This window comes from Blastopirellula marina DSM 3645, assembly GCF_000153105.1.
GTDB lineage: Bacteria > Planctomycetota > Planctomycetia > Pirellulales > Pirellulaceae > Blastopirellula > Blastopirellula marina.
The window spans coordinates 1-24,585 of record NZ_AANZ01000002.1; the positions used below are offsets into that span (position 1 = coordinate 1).

Annotated in this window: 22 protein-coding genes; 11 read left to right on the plus strand and 11 right to left on the minus strand. The window is 57.6% G+C overall.

Annotated features, from left to right (window positions below):
* Positions 1-152: 152 nt before the first annotated feature.
* Positions 153-1,244: a hypothetical protein gene (locus DSM3645_RS00005; RefSeq protein ID WP_002649891.1), complete on the plus strand. Its 1,092-nt coding sequence runs from the start codon at positions 153-155 to the stop codon at positions 1,242-1,244.
* A 153-nt stretch (positions 1,245-1,397) separates the two neighbouring features.
* Here DSM3645_RS00005 and DSM3645_RS00010 read toward each other — a convergent pair whose 3' ends face one another.
* On the minus strand, positions 1,398-1,955 hold the full coding sequence (locus DSM3645_RS00010) for a rhodanese-like domain-containing protein (protein ID WP_202594910.1): 558 nt from the start codon (positions 1,953-1,955) through the stop codon (positions 1,398-1,400).
* Between the two features lie 205 nt (positions 1,956-2,160).
* Between DSM3645_RS00010 and DSM3645_RS00015 the strand changes: the two genes are divergently transcribed.
* Genes DSM3645_RS00015 through DSM3645_RS00030 form a run of 4 tightly spaced genes read left to right on the plus strand, consistent with a single transcriptional unit; the run spans position 2,161 to position 7,474 of the window.
* Positions 2,161-3,501, plus strand: a complete 1,341-nt coding sequence (locus DSM3645_RS00015) for an ATP-binding protein (protein WP_002649893.1) — start codon at positions 2,161-2,163, stop codon at positions 3,499-3,501.
* A gap of 50 nt (positions 3,502-3,551) precedes the next feature.
* The gene (locus DSM3645_RS00020) at positions 3,552-4,868 is read left to right on the plus strand and encodes a tetratricopeptide repeat protein (RefSeq protein ID WP_002649894.1); all 1,317 of its coding nucleotides are present in this window, start codon (positions 3,552-3,554) and stop codon (positions 4,866-4,868) included.
* Positions 4,865-6,151 carry a tetratricopeptide repeat protein gene (locus tag DSM3645_RS00025; protein ID WP_002649895.1) on the plus strand — a complete coding sequence of 429 codons (1,287 nt, stop codon included), beginning with the start codon at positions 4,865-4,867 and terminating at the stop codon, positions 6,149-6,151. The genes DSM3645_RS00020 and DSM3645_RS00025 overlap by 4 nt, the downstream gene beginning before the upstream one ends.
* Positions 6,152-6,166: 15 nt before the next feature.
* The gene (locus tag DSM3645_RS00030) at positions 6,167-7,474 is read left to right on the plus strand and encodes a tetratricopeptide repeat protein (RefSeq protein WP_002649896.1); all 1,308 of its coding nucleotides are present in this window, start codon (positions 6,167-6,169) and stop codon (positions 7,472-7,474) included.
* A 95-nt stretch (positions 7,475-7,569) separates the two neighbouring features.
* Here the strand turns inward: DSM3645_RS00030 and sdhB are convergent, their stop codons facing one another.
* The 3 genes from sdhB to DSM3645_RS00045 all read right to left on the minus strand — a co-directional run bounded on the left by sdhB (position 7,570) and on the right by DSM3645_RS00045 (position 11,473).
* Positions 7,570-8,433 carry a succinate dehydrogenase iron-sulfur subunit gene (gene sdhB, locus DSM3645_RS00035; protein WP_002649897.1) on the minus strand — a complete coding sequence of 288 codons (864 nt, stop codon included), beginning with the start codon at positions 8,431-8,433 and terminating at the stop codon, positions 7,570-7,572.
* Positions 8,434-8,531: 98 nt separating this feature from the next.
* Positions 8,532-10,526, minus strand: a complete 1,995-nt coding sequence (gene sdhA, locus DSM3645_RS00040; RefSeq protein WP_002649898.1) for a succinate dehydrogenase flavoprotein subunit — start codon at positions 10,524-10,526, stop codon at positions 8,532-8,534.
* Between the two features lie 80 nt (positions 10,527-10,606).
* On the minus strand, positions 10,607-11,473 hold the full coding sequence (locus DSM3645_RS00045) for a succinate dehydrogenase cytochrome b558 subunit (protein ID WP_131282045.1): 867 nt from the start codon (positions 11,471-11,473) through the stop codon (positions 10,607-10,609).
* Between the two features lie 435 nt (positions 11,474-11,908).
* Between DSM3645_RS00045 and DSM3645_RS27405 the strand changes: the two genes are divergently transcribed.
* The 3 genes from DSM3645_RS27405 (at position 11,909) to DSM3645_RS00060 (ending at position 14,006) form a co-directional block, all read left to right on the plus strand.
* On the plus strand, positions 11,909-12,316 hold the full coding sequence (locus tag DSM3645_RS27405; protein ID WP_002649900.1) for a response regulator: 408 nt from the start codon (positions 11,909-11,911) through the stop codon (positions 12,314-12,316).
* A gap of 305 nt (positions 12,317-12,621) precedes the next feature.
* Complete coding sequence (locus DSM3645_RS00055) at positions 12,622-13,038, plus strand: hypothetical protein (protein WP_131282048.1); 417 nt, start codon at positions 12,622-12,624, stop codon at positions 13,036-13,038.
* 65 nt (positions 13,039-13,103) lie between these two features.
* Complete coding sequence (locus DSM3645_RS00060) at positions 13,104-14,006, plus strand: DUF1559 domain-containing protein (protein ID WP_161603270.1); 903 nt, start codon at positions 13,104-13,106, stop codon at positions 14,004-14,006.
* Between the two features lie 70 nt (positions 14,007-14,076).
* Here DSM3645_RS00060 and DSM3645_RS00065 read toward each other — a convergent pair whose 3' ends face one another.
* From DSM3645_RS00065 to DSM3645_RS27410, 4 genes are all read right to left on the minus strand, one after another.
* Positions 14,077-14,865 carry a class I SAM-dependent methyltransferase gene (locus tag DSM3645_RS00065; protein ID WP_002649903.1) on the minus strand — a complete coding sequence of 263 codons (789 nt, stop codon included), beginning with the start codon at positions 14,863-14,865 and terminating at the stop codon, positions 14,077-14,079.
* 10 nt (positions 14,866-14,875) lie between these two features.
* Positions 14,876-15,322 (minus strand): acyl-CoA thioesterase, encoded by a 447-nt coding sequence (locus tag DSM3645_RS00070; protein ID WP_002649904.1) that lies wholly within the window; start codon positions 15,320-15,322, stop codon positions 14,876-14,878.
* Between the two features lie 164 nt (positions 15,323-15,486).
* Positions 15,487-16,656: a DNA topoisomerase IV subunit A gene (locus tag DSM3645_RS00075; RefSeq protein ID WP_002649905.1), complete on the minus strand. Its 1,170-nt coding sequence runs from the start codon at positions 16,654-16,656 to the stop codon at positions 15,487-15,489.
* A 278-nt stretch (positions 16,657-16,934) separates the two neighbouring features.
* Positions 16,935-19,019: a DNA topoisomerase VI subunit B gene (locus tag DSM3645_RS27410; RefSeq protein ID WP_237564723.1), complete on the minus strand. Its 2,085-nt coding sequence runs from the start codon at positions 19,017-19,019 to the stop codon at positions 16,935-16,937.
* A gap of 472 nt (positions 19,020-19,491) precedes the next feature.
* Here DSM3645_RS27410 and DSM3645_RS27415 point away from each other — a divergent pair, with 472 nt between their 5' ends.
* The 3 genes from DSM3645_RS27415 (at position 19,492) to DSM3645_RS00095 (ending at position 20,773) form a co-directional block, all read left to right on the plus strand.
* Complete coding sequence (locus DSM3645_RS27415) at positions 19,492-19,830, plus strand: hypothetical protein (protein ID WP_050769266.1); 339 nt, start codon at positions 19,492-19,494, stop codon at positions 19,828-19,830.
* A 44-nt stretch (positions 19,831-19,874) separates the two neighbouring features.
* The gene (locus DSM3645_RS00090; protein WP_002649908.1) at positions 19,875-20,387 is read left to right on the plus strand and encodes a hypothetical protein; all 513 of its coding nucleotides are present in this window, start codon (positions 19,875-19,877) and stop codon (positions 20,385-20,387) included.
* 173 nt (positions 20,388-20,560) lie between these two features.
* Positions 20,561-20,773, plus strand: a complete 213-nt coding sequence (locus DSM3645_RS00095) for a hypothetical protein (protein WP_237564724.1) — start codon at positions 20,561-20,563, stop codon at positions 20,771-20,773.
* A 34-nt stretch (positions 20,774-20,807) separates the two neighbouring features.
* Here DSM3645_RS00095 and der read toward each other — a convergent pair whose 3' ends face one another.
* The 3 genes from der to DSM3645_RS00115 form a co-directional block, all read right to left on the minus strand.
* Complete coding sequence (gene der / locus DSM3645_RS00100; protein ID WP_002649910.1) at positions 20,808-22,229, minus strand: ribosome biogenesis GTPase Der; 1,422 nt, start codon at positions 22,227-22,229, stop codon at positions 20,808-20,810.
* Between the two features lie 576 nt (positions 22,230-22,805).
* Positions 22,806-23,432, minus strand: coding sequence for a pentapeptide repeat-containing protein (locus tag DSM3645_RS00105; protein ID WP_002649913.1), 627 nt, complete (start codon positions 23,430-23,432; stop codon positions 22,806-22,808).
* A gap of 462 nt (positions 23,433-23,894) precedes the next feature.
* Positions 23,895-24,569, minus strand: coding sequence for a pentapeptide repeat-containing protein (locus DSM3645_RS00115; RefSeq protein ID WP_002649915.1), 675 nt, complete (start codon positions 24,567-24,569; stop codon positions 23,895-23,897).
* Between the last annotated feature and the right edge of the window lie 16 nt (positions 24,570-24,585).

The window sequence follows — 24,585 nt, forward strand, 5'->3', positions numbered from 1 at the left end:
TTCTCTGATTAGCAAAGATTAAATAATACTTTGCTGACAAAGCAGTAGACGCTGTACTTTTTGAAAACGGTTCATCGAGTCTCAATATCGACGTACCCTTGAGCAAAAGTGCGACTCGGAACAGAAACGTGAATTAAGAGGAGCAGATCATCATGATGCGAGTGACCAAGGTCGCATCGGCGGAAGATTACCAATTAATCAGCAGCTTCGACGAAGTGAAGCGAGCGCTGCTGGATGAAAACAAATTTTCGGATCGTCTGGAAAAGCCGCTCGCTTATTGGGCGCTGCCAAACGATCGCCGACTGCCGCTGGCCTTTCTCGGCCGTTCGCTAGGCGACCTGCTAGCGACCCCGTTTGAAGAGCTCTCGGCGACTCCTGGCATCGGCCAGAAGAAAATCAGTTCGCTCGTTCGCCTTCTGCATCGCGCCACGAAGGAAGAACCCCATTCAACGCCGTACGGCGCCCAAGAGCAAGCTCCCGCGACTCAGGGGGACGAGATCCTGGGGATGCCTTGTTCGCCGGATGGTCAGTTTGACCATACGCTCGTCTCCGAACTGCTGTGGGCCAAGTGGCGCGATTCGGTTCGCCTGCACAACTTGCAGCACGAGAAGCTCGGCCGTTTGGCCTCGTCGCTCGCCGAAGTGCCGACCGTCATCTGGAACACGCCGCTCAGCTTCTATCTTGACTACACCGTCGCCGAGATCCGTCGTCTCAAAACGCACGGCGAAAAGCGAGTTCGCGTCGTTTTGGAAGTCTTCTTCCGCATCCACCAGATGCTTGAGAACGTCCAACCGCAGACGCAGTTCGCTCTGAAACTGCAGCCGAACTTCGTGCCGGCCGTCGAACGCTTCGTGCTCGACAAACTGGTCGACGACAATCAGCCTTCGGAAGATGACGTCCGCGCTTACATCGCCGACGCGCTGCTGAAGCAAATCAAACTAGACGCCGGCGACACCGTCTTTGACCTCGCCGTCGGACGTCTCGGCCTGGGAGGCAAGCCGCAAAGCGTTCGCATGCAAGCTCGCATGCTGGGCGTCACCCGGGCTCGCATCTATCAGCTGCTGGAAGATTGCAGCAAAGTGATGAGCGTTCGCTGGCCCGAAGGTCAGGCGCTGTTGGCCACGCTGGTTCAAAAAGGAATCAACGCCGGTCACTCGCCGATCGAACAACGCCTGTTAATCGCCGTTCGCGAACTATTCTTCCCGACCAAGCTCGAATCGTTTGAAGAAGATCCGCAGATCTAAGCAGACGATTTTTAGCAGTAGTAAAACTCAAAGGGGCTCGTCTTTCGAAGGCGAGCCCCTTTTTTTGTTGAGTCTGCTGTGCAGATGAGGGGGGAGTTACCCGGCGTTGCGCAAATCTGAATCGAACCTGGTTTCTGGTCCGCCCAGCGGACCCTAGGCGACGCGGCAACTGGCTGACGTTTCGTCTTTCACCTGGTTCCATGGCATCCGCGCCAAAATCATCGCCATGCCGCAGGTGTCGGTCACGCCTGCGAAGATCAGGCCGGCGCCAACAAACGCCGAGATGCCGATGAAGTACGGATGCACCGCGAGTCCCAACACGGCGCCCAGCAGCACGAGCGATCCGGCGGCGATGCGTACCTGACGTTCGAGCGCCATCGCCTTCTTCCCGCGGACCACCGGCAGATTAGCCGCTTCCCACGCAACGGTTCCCCCTTCAACGTTGACGACGTTGGTGAAGCCGGCGGCGACAAACTTCTGGCAAGCTTGATCGGCTCGCTTGCCGCTGCGACAGATTACGTACAGCGGCTGATCGGCGGACTGTTGACGCGTCTTCACCACGTTGGCGGCGTCGAGCGACTCGAGCGGCGTATTGCGAGCCGACGAAGCGTGGACCTCGCGAAACTCAGCTGGCGTGCGGACATCGATCAGTTCGATCGGCTGGCCCGACTTTTCCCGCTCGGCCAACTGTTGCGGCGAAATGGTCTTCACGTCGGACATGGCGAATCCTCCTTCACGCGTGCGATTACATTCGGCGGAGCGAAATCGGCGGCGGCGATCGTCTTCCGCCAGCTCCATTAATATAAATATATCGCAACCTTCCGACATGTCAATCATCGAGGGAGAAAGAGTTAAAACGTACGGCTAGATGCCGTATATTGAAGCCCTCCTTTCCTCCCGCTGGAGTATGGTCCGAATGTCAAACGATGCCGTCGCCGCGCTGCGAGCCGCGCTGGAAGTCTCGCCCCACAATATCCCGCTGCGTCTTCATCTGGCGCAAACCTTGGCCGAATTGGGACGCACCGCCGAAGTCGAAGCCGAATTAAAAGAGGCGCTGACCTACGAACCGCAAAATGCGGAGATCAAACTGGCCCTCGCTCGGCTCTTCGTTCGTACGGCCAAGTCGAGCCAGGCGCTGGTAATCTTGGAAGAAATAGCCCAACGCGGCGAAGCGTCGGCCGAAGCGCGAGTCGTGCTGGCGCGATTGCTGTTGGCCGAAGGGGAAGTTCGCAGCGCTGTCGCACATTACAAAGAAGCGATCGAAACCGACCCCGATGTGGAAGACGCCGAACTGTCGGCCCAATTGGGCGTCGGCGCCGCCTGGCAAGATTCGGACGTCAGCGAAGGACGCCTGCGCGAAATGGCCGACGCCGCCCCCGAGCCGGTTGATGTCGATGCGCCGGAGCGACCGAAAATCAAATTCGCCGATGTGGGCGGCATGTCAGCTGTTAAAGAAGACATTCGCATGAAGGCGATCTACCCGCTGGAACAAGCCGAGATGTTCGCCGCCTATGGCAAAAAAGTGGGGGGCGGCATTTTGATGTATGGTCCGCCGGGCTGCGGCAAAACTTACCTGGCCCGCGCGACGGCCGGCGAGATCAACGCCTCCTTTCTCTCGATCGGCATCAATGACGTCTTAGATATGTGGATCGGCCAGAGCGAACGCAATCTGCACGCGATCTTCGAGCAGGCTCGCGGCAACGCTCCCTGCGTCCTCTTTTTTGATGAAGTCGATGCGCTAGGCGCACGGCGCAGCGATATGGTCAGCGGCGCCGCGCGGCAGATTATCAATCAATTTTTGGCCGAGCTCGACGGGGTCGACTCGAACAACGAAGGAGTCGTCATCCTCGCGGCGACCAACGCTCCCTGGCACCTCGATCCGGCGTTTCGTCGACCTGGCCGGTTTGATCGCTTGATCTTTGTGCCGCCGCCCGACGCTCCGGCGCGCGCAGACGTGCTGCAAGTTCAACTTCGCGACAAGCCTCAAAAAGGGATCGACGCGGCGAAGATCGCCAAGTCAACCGACGGCTTTTCGGGCGCCGACTTAAAAGCGGTCGTCGACTTGGCCGTGGAAGCGAAACTGACCGAAGCGATGCGGACCGGCGTTCCGCTGCCGCTGACGACCGACGACCTGCAAGCGGCGGCGAAGCGCGTGAATCCGTCGACCAAAGAATGGTTCGCCACGGCGAAGAACTATGCGATCTTTTCTAACCAAGGAGGCGTCTACGACGATATTTTGAAGTACATGAAGCTGTAAGCCGAGGCCCCGTCATCTCTCCACTTCCTTTTCCATCCGAAGCGACGCTGATGATCGAAGCGCAGATTGAACATGCTCGTTTGTTGATGCGGCAAGAACGATTTGACAAGGCCGCCGAATCGTTAGAATCCGCGCTGGCGCATCAGCCGAACAACCCTCTCGCCCACGCACTGTTGGCCGCGTGCTTGGGGCAAGACGAAAAGTTCGACCAGGCGACGGCGCACATCAATCAGGCGTTGCAGCTTGCGCCGGACTCGGCGTTTATTCACTACATTCACGCCAACCTGTTGTACGAACGAAATCGCCCCGAAGAAGGGCTGGCCGCCGCTCAGCGCGCGATTGAGATCGAACCGGGCGCTCCGACGTACTACGCATCACTTGCGCGCGGATTCGTGATGCTCCAGCGCTGGAGCGATGTCCAAGAAATGGCCGAGATCGGCCTGATGCTGGACGCCGAAGATGTCGAATGTCTGAACCTACGGGCCCTCGCGCAGCGGCAACAAGGCCAAACCAGCGACGCGAACGCATCGCTGCGGGCCGCCATGCAGCGCGATCCGGACAACGCCTATTCGCACGCCAATCTGGGCTGGTCGCTGCTGCAAGAAGGAAAGCGAGAGGAAGCGATTCAACATTTCGGGGAGGCGCTGCGACTGGAACCAGAACTAGAGATGGCTCGCATTGGATTGATCGAAGGGCTGAAATCTCGTAATACGCTCTACGCTTGGCTGCTGAAGTATTTCCTGTGGATGAATCGTCTCTCAGGCCGTACGCAATGGATGATTATGATCGGCGGATACGTCGGTTATCGGGTGATCTGGAATCTCTCCGAAAACAATCCCGCGTGGGCGCGGTACGCCAATCCGCTGCTGGCGTTGTACGTTGCTTTCGCCATTATGACCTGGATCGCGAGCCCGCTGCTGGATTTGATGTTGCGACTCAATCGGTTCGGACGACTAGCGCTGTCGAAAGAGCAGATCCGAACCTCGAACATGATCGGCGTTTGTCTGCTGGGGGTGCTGACCGGGCTCGCACTCTACCCAATCGGAGCCATGAAATTGGAAGCCAGCGTCGCATGGCTGCCGAGCTTGTTGATCGCCGGGTCGTGCGGAATTTTGCTGCCGACGCTTTCGAGAATCTATTCGTGCAGCGAAGGTTGGCCGCGCAATGCGACCATCGCCATGGCGTCGGTTCTGGGGATCGGCAGCTTTATCTGCATCACAGCGACCATCATCGCACTCAACTTGCCGTACGACGCCATGGTAGTCACCTTTAATGCGATCACCAGACCATTTTACTTGTTATGCGTCGGCGGTTTGTTGTCGCAATTCGCCGTCAATTATCTCGGTACCGTTCGCGTGCGACGATGAGCGAAGCACAATTGACTCGCGCTGGTCTGCTGATGCAGCAGAAGCGGTATGATCTGGCGATAGCGGCATATCAAGCCGTTCTGGCTACGGATCCAGATAATGCAATCGCTCATGCCGGCATCGGCGGTTGCCTGACGGCGCTAGAAAAGTTCGCCGACGCGGAAGCCCATATTCGCCAAGCGCTGCACTTGGCGCCGGACGAGGCGTTTGTCCATCACTATCACGCCGTCTATCTCAACAATCGCGTGCATTTGATCGAAGCCGAAACGGCGATTCGCAATGCGATCGCGTTGGCGCCGGAGAATGCGGATTACTACGCACTGCTCGCGAAGATCTTAGGGCAGCGGCAGCAATGGAGTGCGGCAATCCAAGCGGCCGAGCACGGGCTGAGCATCGATCCGGTCAACGAGCACTGCTTACAATGGCGAGCCATGCTTTTGCTGCGTAGTGAAAACGGAATCGATCCACGAAGTGCCGTCGACGCAGTCATGCAAAACTGTCCCGATGAAAGCGGAGCCCACATGGCGCAGGGACTCGCCCGGATAAATCAACAACAACTGGCCAAAGCGGCGGAGGCGTTTCGCGAATCGCTCCGTTTGGATCCAACCCAGGAAGCGGCGCGAATCGGATTGATTCACTGCTTGCGGCTCAACTCCACCATTTTCGTTCGATTTTTGGCGATGCCGGCGATGATTGAAGTCTCATTAAAGACCTATTGCTGGCTCTTTACCGGCGTCGCCTTCGGCGTCTGCTGGTACTTGCTGCATTTGGCGGAGAATGAGTCGAGTCTCGACATTCGCGCTTCGCTCTTTTCGTTTCTATTGTTCGCGGGAATCATTTTTACATTCGCCGGACTTCCCCTCTCGGACCTGGAGTTGGGGATGGATCGCGAGGGTAAGCATCTCCTGTCGCGTGGGCGACTCTGGACCAGTTACGCGATCGCAGGCCTCTTGGTCGCTGCGCTGGCGATGCTCGTTTCTCAGGCGCAATCGTTGCCTGCGCGGCTGCTCGCACTGGCGATCGGCGGTCAGATTCCGGCCCTCTCACAAGTCTTCCGCTGTAAGCCTGGTTGGCCGCGGCGAGCGATGGCGACGCTATCGACGGCGACTGCCGTATGCGGCCTGATCCTGGCGGCCGGAACGACGGCAGCCAATTTCGTCTCGCCGGGCTTGTATGACGCGCGATTAGCGTCGCTGCGTCCGTTAGCGTACATCCTGGGCGGACTCATCGTGAGCGTGCCGGCCGCGGCGCATTATTTGACCAAGGCGCGAGTCCGCAAATAGGGCGACCCCAACGCAATGAATAACGAGTTAATGAAGCGCGCTGATTTGCTGATGAGGCAGAACCGCTTCGCCCAGGCGGTCGACGCGTTTCGCGCCGTGCTGGCCAAATCTCCAGAACATGCCGCAGCGCTGGCTTCACTTGGCTGGTGCCTGACCAAATGCGGTAAGCTGGAAGAAGGAGAAACGCATATTCACCATGCGTTGGGGCTTTCGCCAGACAGCGCCTACATTCACCAAATCCACGCGTTGTATCTATCGGAACGAGGGCGATATCCCGAAGCAGAAATAGCGATCGAGCGAACCCTCTCGATCGATCCCACATTCGCACCGTACTACGCACAACATTCGCGCATTTTGCGTCTGCAAGGAAAACTTCAATCGGCCGTTACTGCGGCGGAACGAGGATTGGCGATTTCGCCCGAGGAAGTGCGCTGCATCATCCAAAAAATGCTGTCGCAAATCGCGATGAGCGACTTCCCCACTGCTCATGACACGGTGCGGATGGCGCTGCAGCTGGCGCCTGAAAATGCAATTGCGCACGCCGGGCACGGCTACTCGCTGCTGCAGCGTCGCGAGTACGCCGCCGCGGCGACCGAGTTTCGCGAAGCATTGCGACTTGACCCCCATCTCGGCTGGGCGCGAGACGGACTGATGCAATGCCTGAAAGAACGCTTTCCGTGGTACGCCAAAGCAGTCGGCTTTCGCTTGCTGACCTTATCGAGTTACGCGCTGCGCTGGTATGCGATGTTCGCAGTGATCGTGCTCTATGGACTAGTACGATATGCGATTGCTGAGCCGCCGAAGCCGACTTACTTTTTGGAACTGCCGCTACTGTTTTTCTTCCCGCTCGTTTTTCTGACCTTTTCGCTCGAATCGCTGGCGATTTGGCTGTTGACCTATGATCGAGAAGGACGGCATCTGGTGGCGCCGCTTCAGCGGCAACTCTCTGGCGCCGTTGTTGGTCTGCTGATCCTGGCGAGTTGCGCATTTATCGCCGCGATCATCGCCGTAGTGCGCCCGATGCCGTATGACGCTTGGCCGGTCTTCATGATCGCATTCAGCTTCGCGGCGCCGATCCCACCATTGTCGAAGGTCTTCGTCTGTGACCCCGGCTGGTCGCGCGACTCGATCTGGAAAGTCGTCGCCATATCCGGCGTCGCCGGACTGGTATGCTTCAAGCTTGCGGCGGCCACTATGGGGAGAGAATTTCCGCTTGAGACCAACTATTACTCGTGCATTGGGCTGGTCATCGTCACGATGGCCGTATTGGGAGCGTCGGTGCTGCTGCCAAGCATGAAATCAACATCCGAAGAGATAAGTTGAACGGCTGGGCCATCGCCTGAGATAATCTCATGGCCAACCGACCTGACTCTTGGTTGCTCCATCCACCAGGCAAGACCTAAAACGCAGATCGCGTGCTACGACCAGTCGAACCACTTCTTCAGCGTATGGAAGGTTGCGTCGCGGCCAATTTTGGCGATGCTGCGGGTCAGCGGGATATGCTTCGGGCAGACGGCGACGCAATTTTGGGCGTTGCCGCAGACTTGGATTCCGCCCTCATCCGTGATCGCGTCCATTCGTTCGCGCTTGTTCATCTCGCCGGTCGGGTTCATGTTGAAGAGCACGACCTGGCTGATTGCGTGCGGGCCGACAAAGTTGGCGTCGAACGTTTCTGCTTTGCGTTCTTGGAACGCTTCGGTCGATTCGCCGGACTGCTGGTCGAGCTCGATCTTCGAGTACTGCGGGCAAGCTTCCAGACAGCAGCCGCAGGTCATGCATTCCGACAGCGGGTAAGCGGCTTCCTGGGCGGCCATCGATTGTTTCGGACCAGGTCCCAGGTCGTAGTAGCCGTCGACCGGCACCCAGGCTTTGACCTTCTTCAACGCTTGGAACATTCGGCTGCGATCGACCATTAAGTCGCGCACAACCGGAAATTTGGTCATGGGACGCAGTTCGAGCGTCGAGCCATGCTCGTCTAGCAAGACGTCAATCAACGCCGAGCAGCTTTGTCGCACTTTGCCGTTGATCACCATCGTGCAAGCGCCGCAAACTTCTTCCAAGCAATTGCAGTCCCAGCAGACCGGCGCGCATTTTTTGCCGCCATCTTCCTGGCCGCGCGCGGCGATCTTTTGCAGCACGCTGATGACGTTCAATTCCGGTTCGTAGGGAATCGTGAAATAGGCCCAGTAGCTCGGCTGGCCGGGGCCGTTTTTCCGAAGCACTTTGACGGTAAACGACTGCGGCTTGGGACGGCTCGGCGTCTCTTCAGAGTGAGCGATCATGGCTTACTGGCGACTCCTGCGAATCGTTAAAAGCGCCGCAGTGCGGCGACTGGTACAACGGTTGTTCGTAGTAATTCTTGGACGAAAATCAGAAAGCCTTACGAGGCGACTTCCGCGGCCTTCGCTGCTTTGGCGGCCGCTTGTTTCGCGCTGGTTCGTTCTTTCCAGACCTTCTCAATGATGTCGGCGCCAACCAGACCATACAGTCGGGGACGCGGCGGCAACAACGAAGTGTCGACTTCTTCGTACGTGATCGTCGGCTCACCGTCGGCGTCGATCGTGGCGATCGTCGACTTCAGGAACTTATCGACATTCTCTTGAAACTTGTCGCACCACTGTTCCGCTTGTTGGTGACGTTCTTCATAATTCTCGGAGGTCAGCCCCGGCAATTCAAACGCCGGCTTGTAGTGAGCCCCACGGCATTCGTCACGTTGCAACGCTCCCTTCAGGATCGCTTTGGCGATCGGGAACATGTCTTGCAACGCCTTGGTGAACAAGACATTTTGGTTCGACCACGATCCCGTATCCGACAACGAGCAGCGTTTTACCCGCTCTCCCAGGTCATGGACCACGCCGATCGCGTTCTCCAGCTGTTCGTTGACGCGAACCACGGTCGCCGCTTTCGTCATCACGTTCCCCAGCTCTTGATGAATCAAGTAGGGATTCTCGCCGCCGGTGTTCTTCAGCAGGCTCTGATGACGGTCCGCCTGCTTGGCTAAGGCCGTATCGTACAGCGACTGCGGACGCTCGTGCGCGGCTTGTCCTTCCGGCACGTTCTTCAGCAGCGTCTCTAAGCCTGGGGCTAGAAAGAGGCCCGAGAAAATGCAGCTGAGCAGCGAGTTGGCGCCCAGGCGATTAGCGCCGTGATAGTGATAGTCGACTTCGCCGACCGCGTACAGATTCGGGATGTTGGTGACCTGGTTCTTGGGGGAACCAACTTCCAGTCGTCCCTCTTCCGTCCGTTGATAGTCGGTCCAAAGACCGCCCATCGAATAATGAACCGCCGGGAAGATCTTCATCGGCGTGTAGCGAGGATCGACCCCTTGGAACTTTTGATAGATATCGAGGATGCCGCCTAGTTTGCGGGTCAGCTCGGCGGCGTCGATATGGGTCAGGTCAAGATAAACGCACTGGCGATCTTTCTCGACGCTCAGCCCTTCGTTCACGCAGACGTTGAAAATCTCACGCGTCGCGATGTCACGCGGCACCAGATTGCCGTACGCCGGGTAACGTTCTTCCAGGAAGTAATAACGCTCCGCTTCGGGAATGCTCTTCGGGCTGCGCGAATCTTGCGGCGTCCGCGGAACCCACACGCGTCCCCCTTCGCCGCGCGCACTTTCGCTCATCAGGCGCAATTTGTCAGCGCCGGGGATCGCGGTCGGATGAACCTGGATACATTCGCCGTTGCCGTACTTGGCGCCCACCTGCAGACAGCGGCTCGCGGCGCTGCCGGTGCAAGTCATCGACATGGTCGAGCGACCATAGATCAAACCGCAACCGCCGGTCGCGACCACGACGGCGTCGGCCCGAAAGCTCCGCAGCTCCATCGTGACGATGTCTTGCGCGACGGCGCCGACGCAAACGCCGGCGTCGTCCAGAATGGGGCTCATAAAGTCCCAAGCTTCGTACTTCTTGACCAGCCCTTCAACTTCCCAGCGGCGGACTTGCTCGTCGAGTGCGTACAGCAATTGCTGACCGGTGGTCGCTCCGGCGAAGGCCGTTCGCTTGTAGAGGGTGCCGCCAAAGCGGCGACGATCGAGAAAACCTTCCGGCGTGCGATTGAAGGTGACGCCCAAGCGATCCATCAGGTCGATCACTTTGGGGGCCCACAGGGCCATCTCATTGACCGGCGGCTGATGGTTTAAAAAGTCGCCGCCATAGATGGTGTCGTCAAAGTGCTTCCACTCGTTGTCTCCCAGTTGACGCGTCTGGTCGTTGACGCTGTTGATCCCGCCTTGGGCGCAAACGCTGTGCGATCGCTTGACCGGCGTGATGCTCATCAGATCGACCGCGATGCCAAGTTCGGCCAGTTTCATCGTGGCCGCTAAACCGGCGAGTCCGCCGCCGACGATCAGAACGCGTTGCTTCGCCATGCCAGAATGTCCCTCGTATCGAGTCGGTCCGCCAAATGGCCGACCAGTAAGTGGTTTGTTTCTAGTATCGTAGCGCGAAGTTACTCGCTGACCGCCGGTTTTTCCGTCGCATCGGCCTTGGGAGCCGCCGCACCCTCAAATGGCGGCGCTTCGTCCAGCGACTCGTCGGCCGACAGATCCCGTTTTTCGGGGTCGGCCGGGATGTCGCCGGTTTCGACCAGCAGTTCGTAGGCGGTGTTCTCTTTTTCGCGGATCTCGGCGAAGTTCTTCAGCGTATAGAGACCAACAATCGAGGTGATGCCGACCAGCGCGAGCCCCAAGCCAAACACGCCGGTGACCAGCTTGGCGCCGTGCTGCGCTTTCGGACTGATCCAGATCCCCCACGTGATGCCCATCGTGAACAGGCCGTTCGACAGGTGAAACACGCAGGCCAACACGCCGACGGTGTAAAAGACCGGATACAAAACCGACGCCTGCATCGCATGAGCGGCCGAGGTCGCCGCGTTGTACGGATGGAACATCCCGCCGTAGCCGGCGATCAGATGCCGCCAAGCGTCGTTATGAATCCAGCCATGCATGTGGAACACGTGCCAGGCGATGAAGACGAAGGCCAGCAGACCGGTCGCCCGCTGCATGGTGTAGCGGAAGTTGCTGTTGTAACGGTACTCGGTGTAATTGGGGGACGCACCAAAGGTGAACGCCAGACCGAGAAACGCATGGAACATGATCGGCAGGAAGATGAACGTCCATTCGACCAGCGGCAGCAACGCCCCCAATGCGTGAATGCTGAATACGCTCCGCTGGAACGTCTCCGGCGAAACAGCGACGCTCGAATTCACCAACAGATGGACAATCATGTAGGCGCCAACTGGCAAAAGGCCTGTCAGCGAATGGAGCCGGCGAATCAAAAATTCGTTACGAGCCCAGAAACCGGGTTTATTACTCACCTGCAACCCTCTTTGGCGGCGATCGGCGACAAACCCCAACTGTCCTAGCAGCAAGGGCTTAGAGCGCAATACGGGCATCTACCGGTACGTGACCAGCGGAAAGAATTACGTGCACTGCCCGATGCGTCCTTGTTTATACCGCAAACGGAATCGGCATTTGAAGTACCCACGCCGTCATGATTTACGCAAAATTGCCATGATTTCCCGCGTGATGGTAATCTAGGCAACCGCCTGTCAATTCGGCAGCACTTCGGCCTCCCGCAAAATGACTATAAAACGTGCTAAATCAAGACCCGGTCAAGATTTACTGCGAAGATGCCAGCATCGCGCGAAAAAGGAATTAAAATTGCTCTATAGCCAAAGAGCATCAATTTATACAACGATGCCTGCTCACTTCGCTTCTTTTTGATCCGAACGCGGACGGAAGATAGAACGATGGGGATAGTCCAAGCCCCTAACTTGTTGATCACCGATGACGATCGCGGCTTCCGCGAGGCGCTGGCCGAAGTATTCGCCGCGCGCGGTTTTCAAACGCATCTGGCGAAAGACGGGCTCGAAGCGGTCGATGTCGTTCGCTCGATGCGGATCGATGTGGCGCTTTTCGACTATCACATGCCGCGTAAGACCGGCCTGGAAGCGATCGTCGAAATTCGCACCACCGCCGCACAACTTCCTTGCATTCTGCTCTCCGGCAATCTGGACGACATGATCCGCCAACAGGCGATCGCCGCCCAGGTCTTCTCCATCTTGGCCAAGCCAGTCAGCTTGCCCGATATCACGTCGAAGGTGCGCGAAGCGCTCGAGCTGTGCTTCCCAGGCGACAACCACAGCGCCGACAACTAAACGGCGAGCAGCGTTTGCGGCTCAAAAAAAGGGGCAGGTCCTTTTTTTAAAATGACCGCCGTTCTAGGCGACTAAAGGTTGGTCTTTTCACCTGCCGCCAATCCCCATGCCACTTCTGGCTATTTGCGCGTCTGACAAAATAAAGGAGTTTTACTACGCATTTTCGGATTGAATACCGGCCATTTCATTGCCAGGATGAACAAGCGTCCGGAGTCGGCCGAGATCTTGTGCCGATGTGCTTCTCTTTCATGCGCGGGATGGGGAGCGAACCAGCGCGTCAAGCGGAACCCCAGAAAGCCCCCCCGATGAAAGCTTGTCCCCTCTTTGCTCTGTTAGTCGCGGCGCTATCGCTCGGCTGCGGCGGCAGTCATGGCCCGCAACTTTTTCCTGTTCAGGGAAAAGTGACCTACGAAGGAAAGCCGCTCTCGCGCGGCACGATCATCTTTAACCCGGTGAACGAAGCGTTGCCGGCGTCGCGCGGCGAAATCCAGCCGGACGGCACTTACGTACTGTCGCTCGCTCAAGCTGGAGATGGCGCCGTCCCCGGCGAACATCGCGTGATCGTCAACTCTTCCACGCAGGTGAAACAGGGGATGGAAATCAACGATCCCGATTATGAATTGCCGAGGCCGCTCGTTCCGACCAAATACTCTTCTCTATCGACAACTCCTCTTAGCCAAACCGTCAAAGAGGAACCGAATACGATCGACATCGAACTTTGATATTCATTGTGCGGTGAACGCGAGCCTTCCCTTATCTCATCATGCATCCAGCGGAGACGATCAAAATGCGACGCACTACAAGCTCTTTCCAGCGACGCCAATCTCAATCGACCGGTTTCACCCTCGTCGAACTGCTGGTCGTCATCGCGATCATCGGCGTCTTGATCGCACTGCTCTTGCCGGCGGTCCAGCAAGCTCGCGAAGCGGCCCGACGCAGTCAGTGCCAGAACAACCTGAAACAATTGGGCCTCGGTTTGCACAACTTCCACGACACGTTCGGCCTCTTGCCTCAGGGTAGTTACACGAGCGCGGCCGGCACCAACTACAACACGATGAGCGGGTTTGTTCCGCTGTTGCCGTTTCTGGAACAAGGCAATATCCACGACCTCTTCAGCATCCAGCAACCGGTCGACCATGCGGATAATCTCAATGCGGTTAAAAATCTGGTCGACGGTTACTTCTGCCCTTCGCGGCGTCGACCGGAAGCAGGCCAAACCGGCGACTTCATGGTGACCTGCTCGCGCGGCGACTATGCGTTTTGTGCAGGCGGAGAAGGGAGCCAAAGCAACACGGATGTCAAAGCGAACTTCCAAGGAGTGTTTAGTCGCTCGCTAGGTTTAAACTTCGCCGCAATTACCGACGGACTTTCCAATACGATCGCGATCGGCGAAAAGCGAACCGAAATCTACGCCGACAACCCCGACAGCGTCAGCCGGGGAAACACCGACGGCCCCCAGTATCGTTGGGGATATCATGCAACACGGATGCTAAAATCGCCGTTCAGTCAACCGATCGTCACCGGCACGTGGAACGACTCCGACGCCAACTTCGGCAGCGCGCACTCGACCGGCGGCTGCTTCTTTTTGCTCTGCGACGGCTCCGTTCATTTTCTGCCCAAGACGATCAACTGGACCGTCGTGCAGAACCTGGCCAATCGAGCCGACGGCAATCCGGTTTCGATTCCGTAGGCAGCTCGTAGCGGATCAAGGAAGCAACATGCGCTTCGTGGTCCGCACAGCGGACCTTACGTGGCGACTTCTAGAGACGCTGCAGGACATAGACCACATCTTCGCTCACTTCGCCGACGACGATTGGTTCATCCTGATCGTACGTGAAGTCGTACGTCGCGGCGATTCGCCAACCGCCGGCGGTTTGTAGCGTTTGCTGCAGCTGCGCGGCGGTATAAGTGCGAAAGCTAAGGTCGCCGACGACTTGCACTTCGTGGCCGTTCTTTTCGATGTCGTAGCCAAGCGAGGCGCGTTCGATCCGCGCGTCGAGGTCGCGATCGTACGTTTCCAGATGGCAAGTGACCGTCACGTCGTCGCGGGTCGCGACCCACGTTTCATCTTCCAGCGGCTGCCCAATGGTCGGCGTTAGGTGAAGCCCGACGATGTAGATTCCGCCGGGGCGTATTGCGGCGGCCATGCAGCGAAAATGGGCGACCGCCAATTCTTCGGACAGCAGATGCCGCACGCTGTTGATCATGTTGAAGCCGGCGTCAAACGGCTCGGAATGAGCGAATTGATCGAGCCGAAAGTTGGCCATGTCGCCTGACAACAAATCGGCGCCGGGACAGCGTTCGCGGCAATAACGGGTCATCTTCTCGTTCAGTTCGACTCCAGCGACCGTATAGCCGACGCCGTGCAACTCGACCAACAGCCGACCTGTGCCGCAAGCCGGCTCTAAGAGACGCTGGGTCGGGCCGTCGACATAACGGTCGAAACAGAAGCGAAGAAAGTCGAACTCCGCTTCCCATTCGTCCGCGAAGATGATGTCGTAATACTCAGGCAGATCGTAGATGTCGGCCGTGGCGCGAGGTTCGTTCATGGTCGGCCGATCAAATTTCGTGCCCCTCGAAGGTTTGCATCAACGCGCGAATCTCATCCGGAATGCGCATCGCTTGCTGCTTCTTGTAATCGAAGTAGACGACGCCTGATTCGCCGTCGGCGACGATCTGCTTTTGTTCGACGCTGTAAATTGCATGGCCGATGCGAATACTTGTTCCCCCCAGTCGCGTCGCTTTGGCGCCGATCAACATCGTATCGGGAAAGCGAACCTGGCGACGAAAATTGCAGGTCACCGAATAGAGGATCGGTCCAGTGCCGGTCGCGGCCATCACGCCGTCCAGCTTGGCGGCCGAGAGATACTCGACGCGAGCCGACTCGAACCAGCGCAGGTAGATCGTATTGTTGACATGCTGAAACGAATCCATGTCGCCCCATTGAACCGGAATCTCCGCCACAGCGAAGTAATCGGCCAGTTCCGGCGGTTTCTCAAAGTTCACGTCGAGGCTCTCTAAGAAGAGGCAAATGGTGATTTGATGGAACGACTTCGAATTCTAACTCGCCATGGCGACTATCACGCAAGTCTAAGGAAGAACGTAGGGTCCGCTGTGCGGACCACGAAGTACATATTGCCTCCAATGGTCCGCTACTTCTACTTCGAATGTTAATCGAGCCATGTTCGATCTTCCAGACGCTCTGGAACGTACACGTCGGTTACGTAGCTCAGCCCTTGGCTGATCAACGCTTCGACTTCCAACTTGAAGCCGTTGTCCAACAGTTTTTGAATCTCTTTTTGCCAGGTTTTTTTCTGCTCGAACCAGGGGTATTTGGCGATTTGCTTGGCCCGCTTGCGATCGGTGTCGTTCAGTGCGATCTGGACGCTGGGGTTGAGATTACAACGCTCGTAGTCGATCGCTCGCAGACCCAGGAACTTCGCCTCCGGCACGGCCATCCGTTTCGACTCGTAGGCCAGATTGATCGAGCCTTGCTTGATTACGCTGTAAATGTAGTATCCCCATGGGTCGTTATCAAAAACGCAATAGATCGGCAGTTTCAGCTCGTTGTGCAAGCGATGCAACAGCCGCCGAACGCCGCGCGGCGGCTGTCCGCTGCCGTGCGTCAGAATGCAGTTGTGCTTCTTCCAGAACTTATCTTCGTTGAAGCGCTGCCAGACCGTATCTTTTTCGACATGCAGAACAAAGTCGGCGCCGCATTCCCTAAACTGGATCACATCGGCTTCAACAATCGAGGGAATGCCGTAACCGCCGCTGCCCATCCGCGAGCAGTCGATCGTGTCTCCCTTATCATTCAGGATAATGTTGCCGACCATGCTGCCGCGCTGTTGGGCGTACAGATGCAGCTCTTCGCGCAGCGATTCGAGCAACACTTCCAAGTCTTCAATGATCGGATCGCTTTCGGCCTGATCGCTGAAGGTTTCTTCTTTGGTGCCGGCGATCGTATGCTTCATCAGGTAGTAAAGACCCCGGATGCTGGTCGTCTTGCCCGATTCGACCAGCCGCTTGCAGCCGGCGGCGGCCAGCATCGTTTGCATGTAGCTCTTCGCCTGATTCAAGTTGAAGAGCTGCCGCGCGGTCGTGTTTTTGCCCATCTCCAAAATTCGCTGCGACTTGTTGTAGCGAACGTTCGAGAGACTACGCGTCGGAATTTCAAGCCGAGGATCTTTGGTCTTCTGCGCGGATGCGACGACCGTGTCCGCCAGATTCGTTAGGCTGCCGATCGTCTTCTTGTCGCGCAGCGTCAGCTTGACCTTTTCGCTAGTGTCGCTGCGCAACGGCAGGTCCGCTTGCTTCTTGACAGATTTCTTCTTGGCCATGGAGCTATATCTATAGAGGGGAAGTTATGTTCGGGTGCTACGGCTCTGTGCGCCGTATCTTCAACGTTGGATCTTGGTGGCTCGCTACGCGAGTCTTGAAGTTGCGATTTTTCGAATCAATCGGACCCTAGCTCGCCAGCGCAAGCGAGGGAAATGCGTTTGGCTACTTCGAACCGTATCGGAATAGCCGAGCGATTTTCCGTCGCTCGCGCTGCGGGCTACGAAGAATCATCGGCGCCTGCGATTTCAAAAAACGCATCTTCAATCGTTGCGATGGATTATTCGTCTTCCATTTCGTCGAACGCTTCGTCGCTGCCGTCGTTCAGCGGCTCGTCGTCATCGGGTTCTCCGTTGGCGCCTGGTCGATTGAGCAATTCCTCGGTTGTCTTTTCAACGATCAAAACGTTGTCGCCAAAGTCCTCGGTTTCGTCGACCAGCTTGCCTGACGAGTTCAGTTTCATGTCGGCCTCGGCCGTCTTCTTTTGGGCGACCGCCATCAGGTTGTCGTAGACCGATTGTCGATCGCAACCGTTCAACTCGCTGACCGCGGTGGCGACTTCTCCCAGATAGCGAAGGAAGATGCTGCGGCGATCGGCCTGCTGTTTGACCAATTGGCGCTTGCGGAGGAACATGCCGAGTTTGCGTCCGACCGCTTGCAGCCCCAGACGCAGTTCTTTTTGAATCTCGGGATAGCTGGCGACCGCTTCTTTCGATTCGCTGGTGAACGGAACCCAGACGCTCGCCATGTGGACCATCAGCGTGACGGGGCCGCTGGGAACGTTGCCGCGGGATTGCGACAGTCCATAGCTGCGCCAGTTCATGCTGGTGATCGACTGCGTGATGGCGCACCCAGCTTGACTGAACTGCAGCGGAACGCGGTTGGCGTAGCGCAACACGTTCATCGACTGCCCTTCGTTGACGTTGACGTTTTGCATCGCGTCAAACAAAGCGTCGATCTCGCGCGGCTTCAACTTGCCGGGGCTCTTCCGCGCGCCCATCTTCGACGCTTTGGTGATCTTGTCGGCCGCGTCGGCGCCCAGCCCGTTGAAGGTGTTGATTAAAAACTGCCGAACGGTGCGCGCGTCGCTTTCCGACAGCAGTTCTTTCAGCAGTTCCTTGGTGATCTTGGTCGTTTCGACGGCGCCGCCATAAGCGAGGGCCACTTCGATCAAAAATGGATTTCCCCGATAGACTGACGGCGGCCGCGTCGCAGCGCAATAGAACTCGGCAGGCACCACCTGGTGCATTCCCTTCAGCAGCAGCTCTTCGCCGATCGGCACAATGCAGTCGGTCGACGGATTGCTGATCTTGGTCGCTTGAATCGAGTGGTAAAGCTTTTCAATGTCATCACGCGTCAGCTTTTTGCCATGCGTGCGCGTGCCGATCTTCGCTCCTTCGCAAATCTGCTTGGCGATGCCGTTCGAAACGCGCGAGAACGAGTTGGTCAAAAAACCGGAGATGGTCGTTTCCGGCGTTTCCTTCAGCATCGTGATCAAGCGGCCGACTTCTACGCCGTAGGGATGCGGCTTGATCTCAATCGGTTCCGGCGGCAATTTGCGGGTCGAACGACTGTAGAGCCGTAGGTTGTTCTCCGGATCCAGATAGTGGATCGTCACATGCGGATTGGCGATCGCCGTTTGTTCTAGATACTCGTCGACGCTGCCGCGGCCGCGCTGGTACTTCGCTTCCAATTCGATGGTGACGCGCGTGCCGCTGCGCAGTTCCGCCGGCTTTGCGTCCGGCGTTTTAGGATCGTAGTGAGTGACCCATTCGATGCCGTGATCGGCGATGTACTTGTGCCCTTTTTCGCCGGCGTCGATATCGATGCCGTCCAGGATCTCGGGATCGTTGGTCTTGGTGTTGATCCGCAGCTCGTAATAGTGAGCCGGTTTGCGGATCGAGACCTTCGAGACAATCTTGACCGGCTTGCCGGTCGTCAACAGGCCATACATGCCGGCCGCGCTGATGCCGATCCCTTGCTGACCGCGGCTCATCCGCAGCCGATGAAATTTCGACCCGTACAGCAGCTTGCCGAAGATCAGCGGGATCTGCTTTTTCATGATCCCTGGACCGTTGTCCTGGATCCCCGCTTTGTAGCGGTTGACTCCGGTCTGTTCGACATGAACCCAGATTTCGGGAACGATCCCCGCCTCTTCGCAAGCGTCCAGCGAATTATCGACCGCTTCTTTGATGGTCGTCAGCAGCGCTTTGCGGGGATTATCAAAGCCGAGCAAATGGCGGTTCTTGGCGAAGAACTCGCTGACCGAAATCTCACGCTGGCTTTTGGCCATCGTTTCGGCCGTTGCTCGGCGTTTGGTTTTGGGAGAGCTAGGGGTGGTCATTTCCGCCTCAATCGTCGACAAAACGGGCGTTCCTTTCAGGCTGGCAGCGTCAGATCCGTGACATGCTTGGGAAGAGAATGTGTTTCGACAAACATCGGCGCGAAAGCTTCCAAACTTCCGTCTGCGGCGTAATTTCGTCGACGGGCAGCCGAGTCGCAACCCCCCAAGCAATTGGGGCAGGGGGCCAGCGCACCTGCCTACCGGCCGGCGAAGGCGCTAGCCAAGACAAGCTGCCGATTGTAGTAAACTTTGCCGATTGCAACGACGGCACAACCCGCGAGTTTACGGAAAAGACGGCAGTATCGTCACACTAGGGGCATTTGGCACAATCAGGTGAGAAACATTCACGCGCCGCCTGCGGAGTTCCGAATAACGTTTCCAGCAGTCGAATCTTTGCGCGACAGCCAACTTGGGGCGAACGCGCGATACCCAACCGAACACTCAATTACTGCTCGACGGCGGCCCGACATGCCGCATGCCGAAGGAGACGACGATGCAAACTTTCGCCATCCGTGCGCTGTTCTGCGGATTTGTTTTGGCCGCTGGCCTGACCGCCGTATCAACCGCGTCGGCCCAACAGCCGTTTACGCAGTACTACGTCGCTGACCAACAGACCGGCGTCCACGCCGAGATGTACGTCGCGCCGTTCCCGACGCCGCCGCTGGTCGGTCATACGTCGATCACGTATCCGCCGCTGGCGCCGCACGAGTTTTTGTACCCGCATACGCGACGTTACTACCAAACTTACAACGGCGGCCGCGGCTGGAATCGGACGACCGTGAAATGGTACGGGGGTCACAACTGGCTCTCGCCGGCGAATCCGTTGTTCTAAGTCGGCCAGACGACCACGCAAGTTCTACGCAAGGATCCCTAGCGATGACCCGTAACCTGATTTTCGCCGCATTGGTCGGCATTGCGGCTTCGGCCGCGACCGCCGGCGGCGTCCAAGCCGGCTGGCCTGTCTCCTACAACGGCGCCGCCGTGATCGCCGCTGAGAATGCGCAGACCTATCCGTGGCACGGGGGCTATTATTATGAGAACTGGCACACGCCGATGGCGTTGGTCGTGCCGCCGACCGCTTCGCTGCAAACCAACTACAGCTGGGGCGTTCCGTCCAGCCGCGTGACGCCGATCAACCATCAGTTCACGCCGGTCAATCCCGGACCGGTGGGCGATGTGTCACAGCTGAGCCCGACCCCGTACTGGCCCAGCAACACCTACCAGTTCGGCGTGTACTACGTTCGCGGACCCTGGCAGCATCGCGAGCCGAATCCCTACAGCTCGATGCATCACCACCACGGCGGCGGTGGCGGCAGCCGACTATTCCATCGCGGCGGCGCCGGCTGCGGCAATGGAAATTGCAACGGCAATTGCCCTACCTGCCGCTAAGACCAATCAACGTTTTCCTAAGAAAAAGGGGAGCCGCAAGGTTCCCCTTTTTTGATGCGCGAAACGGACTCGCGCGAAACCGCCGCAACTTGACCTTGACCAAGCGCCCGATCCCATCGATTATCCCTCGCCCTCAATTCTCACCGATCCTCACTCACCGAGCAGGTCAGATGATGCGTATTCGCCCCCTCGCGCTGCTGTTCCTCACGGGAGGTCTGACCGTGGTTACGACTGGATGTTTGAGTCTCAGTCTGGGAGGGAAAACCTGCACCGGGACGAGTCCTGAAACCCAAAGCCGGCTCACGGCGCTCGAACAGCGCGTCAGCCAGCTAGAGCAGATGCTGCCGCCGCCGATCGAGGTCTATTCGCCAGCGGCGTCTCCGTAAGCAGAGCCCCCCTGCAGAACGCCGCATATTGCGGCTATTCGTCTTTGGATTCGTTCAGCAAGTCGCTAACTGCGGCATTGCCCGAGTCTGAATCTTGCGGCTCTTCGGTGTCGCCGGACTGGGCGTCTCCTTTGAAGTCGGCTTCTTGGCGTCGATGCAGATAGAGCTTGATCGGCACCTCGCTAAAGCTGACATGATCGCGGATCATCGACAGTAGATAACGACGATAGCCGTCGCTAAACGCTTTAGGCGAGTTGCATTTGAGGACGATCGTCGGCGGCTGAGCGCCGATCTGCGTGGCGAAATAGATTTTGGGACGGCGCAGTTTGTACAGCGGCGGCGGCGTCTTCTCGATCGCAAACCGCACGATGCGGTTGAGTTCGCCGGTCGTGATCCGCTCGAGGGATTGCTTGAACAACATCTGGGCGTGGTTCAGCAGCGCTTTCACATTTTTGCCGGTCTGCCCTGTGATAAACGCGACCGGCGCGTAGGGGATGTTCCGGAAAGTGTCATGCAGATAGGTCGCCCAGCGATCGGTCGGCATCTTGTCGTGGTAGAGATCCCACTTGTTGACGACAAACACGACCGGCTTGTAGTTCTCGGCGATGTAGGCGATCAGTTGTTTGTCAACTTTGCTGATTTGCTGCGACGCGTCGAAGAACATCAGCACGACGTCGGCCCGGCGAATACTTCGTTCGGCGCGATGCGTGCTGTAAAAGTCGACGTCGGTCTTGACGCTAACGCGGCGGCGCAAGCCAGGCGTATCGATCGCGGTGAACGACTTTCCGTCGAGTTCAAAGCGAATATCGACGCTGTCGCGCGTCGTGCCGGCGACTTCGCTGACGATCATTCGCTCGGCGCGAGCCAACGTGTTGACGAAGGTGCTCTTGCCGACGTTCCGCCGGCCAACGACCGCGATTTTCATCTCGGGCTCGCCGGTCTGCTCTCCTTCTTCGGCGTCCGGCAGTCGATCGGCGATGACGTTCAGCAGGTCATCTTTGTTCCGATTTTGCAGCGTGCTGACCGGCACCAACTTGCCGCGTCCCAGTTGATAAAACTGGTCGGCGTCGTGGTCCATGTGCTGCTCGTCGGTCTTGTTGGCGACCAGCACGATCGGCTTGTTGACGTGGCGCAGACGGCGGGCCACCTCTTGATCGAGCGGCAGAATCCCCTCGCGGGTATCGACGACAAACAAGATCAGATCGGCGGAATCGATCGCGATTGCGATCTGCTGCTCGATTTCGTCAGTCAGATCATCGACATCATTGACGCCGATCCCGCCGGTATCGACGATCTCAAAATAGCGCTCGCGCCACTGCATCAGATAGGTCATGCGGTCGCGGGTCACCCCGGCCACATTGTCAACGATCGCCAAACGACGGCCGGCAAGCCAATTGAACAGGCTCGATTTGCCCACATTGGGACGACCGACGATAACGATTTGCGGCAAACTCATGATTTCTACGATTCAAATTGCTAGCGGCGCCGGTCTGTCGCTGGACCAAAATAGCATTTCGATCGACAACGTGCCCCCCGACCAGAAGCAGCGGCCAAGTAAACTCCCAGTGTAGACGATCATGCCCTGGAAATCAGCGCGCCAAACGCTTGCCAATCCTGAATCCGGCGTTCTGCGGCTATTGTTGCAGGCGCCCAGCCGGCAAAAGCCCCCAATCAGCCCAAAATCCCCCACTTTGCGGCGGCGGGAAGGCGAGTTAGAGCGGAAAGTGGAGCAGAGTGCGTGGACCGTCGCTCGGAGACCGAATCTTGAAGTTGCGTTATTTCTCCTGGTTGGCCGCGATCAGAGCGGCGCAGCCGTAAGAAGCTTTGCCGCCAAGCAGGCAGATCGCGGCAGCTTTGCAACGCCAAATGGCGAAACAAACCTCCGATTGGGGGCCGACTTCGGCATGATGCTTCAAAAAACGTGCATGAGATCCCGGTAAGACGAACCGCGTTTGGCTGGGCGATCTTCGCAAGTCGACTCGATCGCCCTACGACGGGCAATCGAGTCGTTCGATGTCTTCAGTGGCTGAGCCTACGCCCAGACTTTCCACCAAGGTCGTTTCGCCCGCGCGATTGGTTGGAATTTTTTGTGCTTCGCACACGCGTTTTTGGCGCGTTCGATCAGCGTCCCTTCCATATTGGCGTCATGCATATCGGCGTCGGTGAAATCAGCGTCATCAATCTTGGCGCCGCTGAGGTTCGCACCATTAAGGATTGCGCCGCGAACATCCGCGCGGGTCAGATTGGCCGCTGACAGGTCGCACCGCAAATCGCACATGCTCAAATCGGCTTCGACAAGTCGGGCCGACGCGAGATTGCAATTTTCCATCTTGGCGTAGCGCATGTTGGCGCCGGTCATATTGGCGCCGGTAAACAAGGATCGATAGAGTAATGCGTCCGTGAATCGCGATTTCTGCAAATTGGCGCCGGTAAAGTCAGCGTCTTGCGCCGACGCGCCGATAAACGAAGCTCCTTCGAGATCCGAGCCGGCGAAGTTGCAACCGTTGAGATTATCACTGTCAAAGACGCAATCACGAAGCACGCGATTCGAGAGATCCGCCCCTTTCAGGTTTTTGCCAATCAGTTTTTGCCCCTGAAGGCATTCGGCGTCCATCTCCAGGAGAATGTCGCCGGATTCCCGATGTTTAATTTGAATCATAATTAGCTCGTTGCCCGCTTTTATGAGAGATAAGAGATTCGACAACCGCGCTATCCTAAGACCAAACCCCGCCCGAGAAATCAAGTATCGCTTTGAAAATACGATATTGATTTCCCGCAGCGACGCTTCACCGGCGAATGAACACGCCAGCAGTCGGTCAGCGGAAAACGTTACGCGATCGTGCCTGCTAATCTGCGCCTACTTCTCTATTGCGCTCATCTCTATATGCGCCATGGTCTGGATCGCCCATTCCTTGGCGTCTCTATCCCTGGTCGATATCGAAGCGGCTGCGCCAAAGTTGCGCCGGCGAGCCGTTCTCAAGCAATTGCATGCGGGTAAAAGAACGGACCAGTTACCTATGATTCTAGAAAACTGGAAGCTACACCCCAAGAGAAAAATTGCAACTTTATGGATGCGTATTACATAAGATACAAACTAATAGCACGCGATCGGGTGGATGCTTTACTTCCAAACTTTCCACCAGGGGCCCTTCGCTTTGGTGGGTCGACTCTGCAGTTTCGGCGATGCTCCTTCCAGTAACGTTCCTTTAATGACCGCGCCAGTAAGCTTCGCGCCCACGAGTTTAGCGCCGTCAAGGTTCGCACTAGTAAGATCAGCGCCCATCAGAATCGCTCCCTCCAATTGTGCATTACGCAAACTGGTCCGCCGTAATCCAGCGCCGGTTAGATCCGAAGAGCGCAGGTCGCAGCGGTTCAGCTTGGCGGAGGAGAAGTCGCCGCGCAGCGTCGCCATACTAAGATCGCTGTCGGACATCAGCGCCGCGTTCAGCTTGGCCGCCGTCAGATCAGCGTAACGGAACGAACTGCCGGATAGCGTCGCTTCGACAAACGAGGCGCGTTGCGCCTGTGCGTTCGAAAAATCGGCGCCTTGTCCGGCGCAGCCATCCAGAATCGCATCGGCCAGGCTGGCGTTCTGCAAACTGGCTTCGTCCAGTCGCGCGCCGCGCAGGTCGGCATGACGCAAATCGGCGATATCGAGGATCGCCCCACGCAAATCAGCGCCGGCGAGATCAGCGTAAGCCAGCGCCTTGCTAGAAAGGTTCGCGCCGCGGAGCGTATCCGCCGCCAACCGATGCAGCGGCTCGCCAGTTTCGCGATGTCGAATTTCGATGGGCATAGCTCAACCGCGCCTA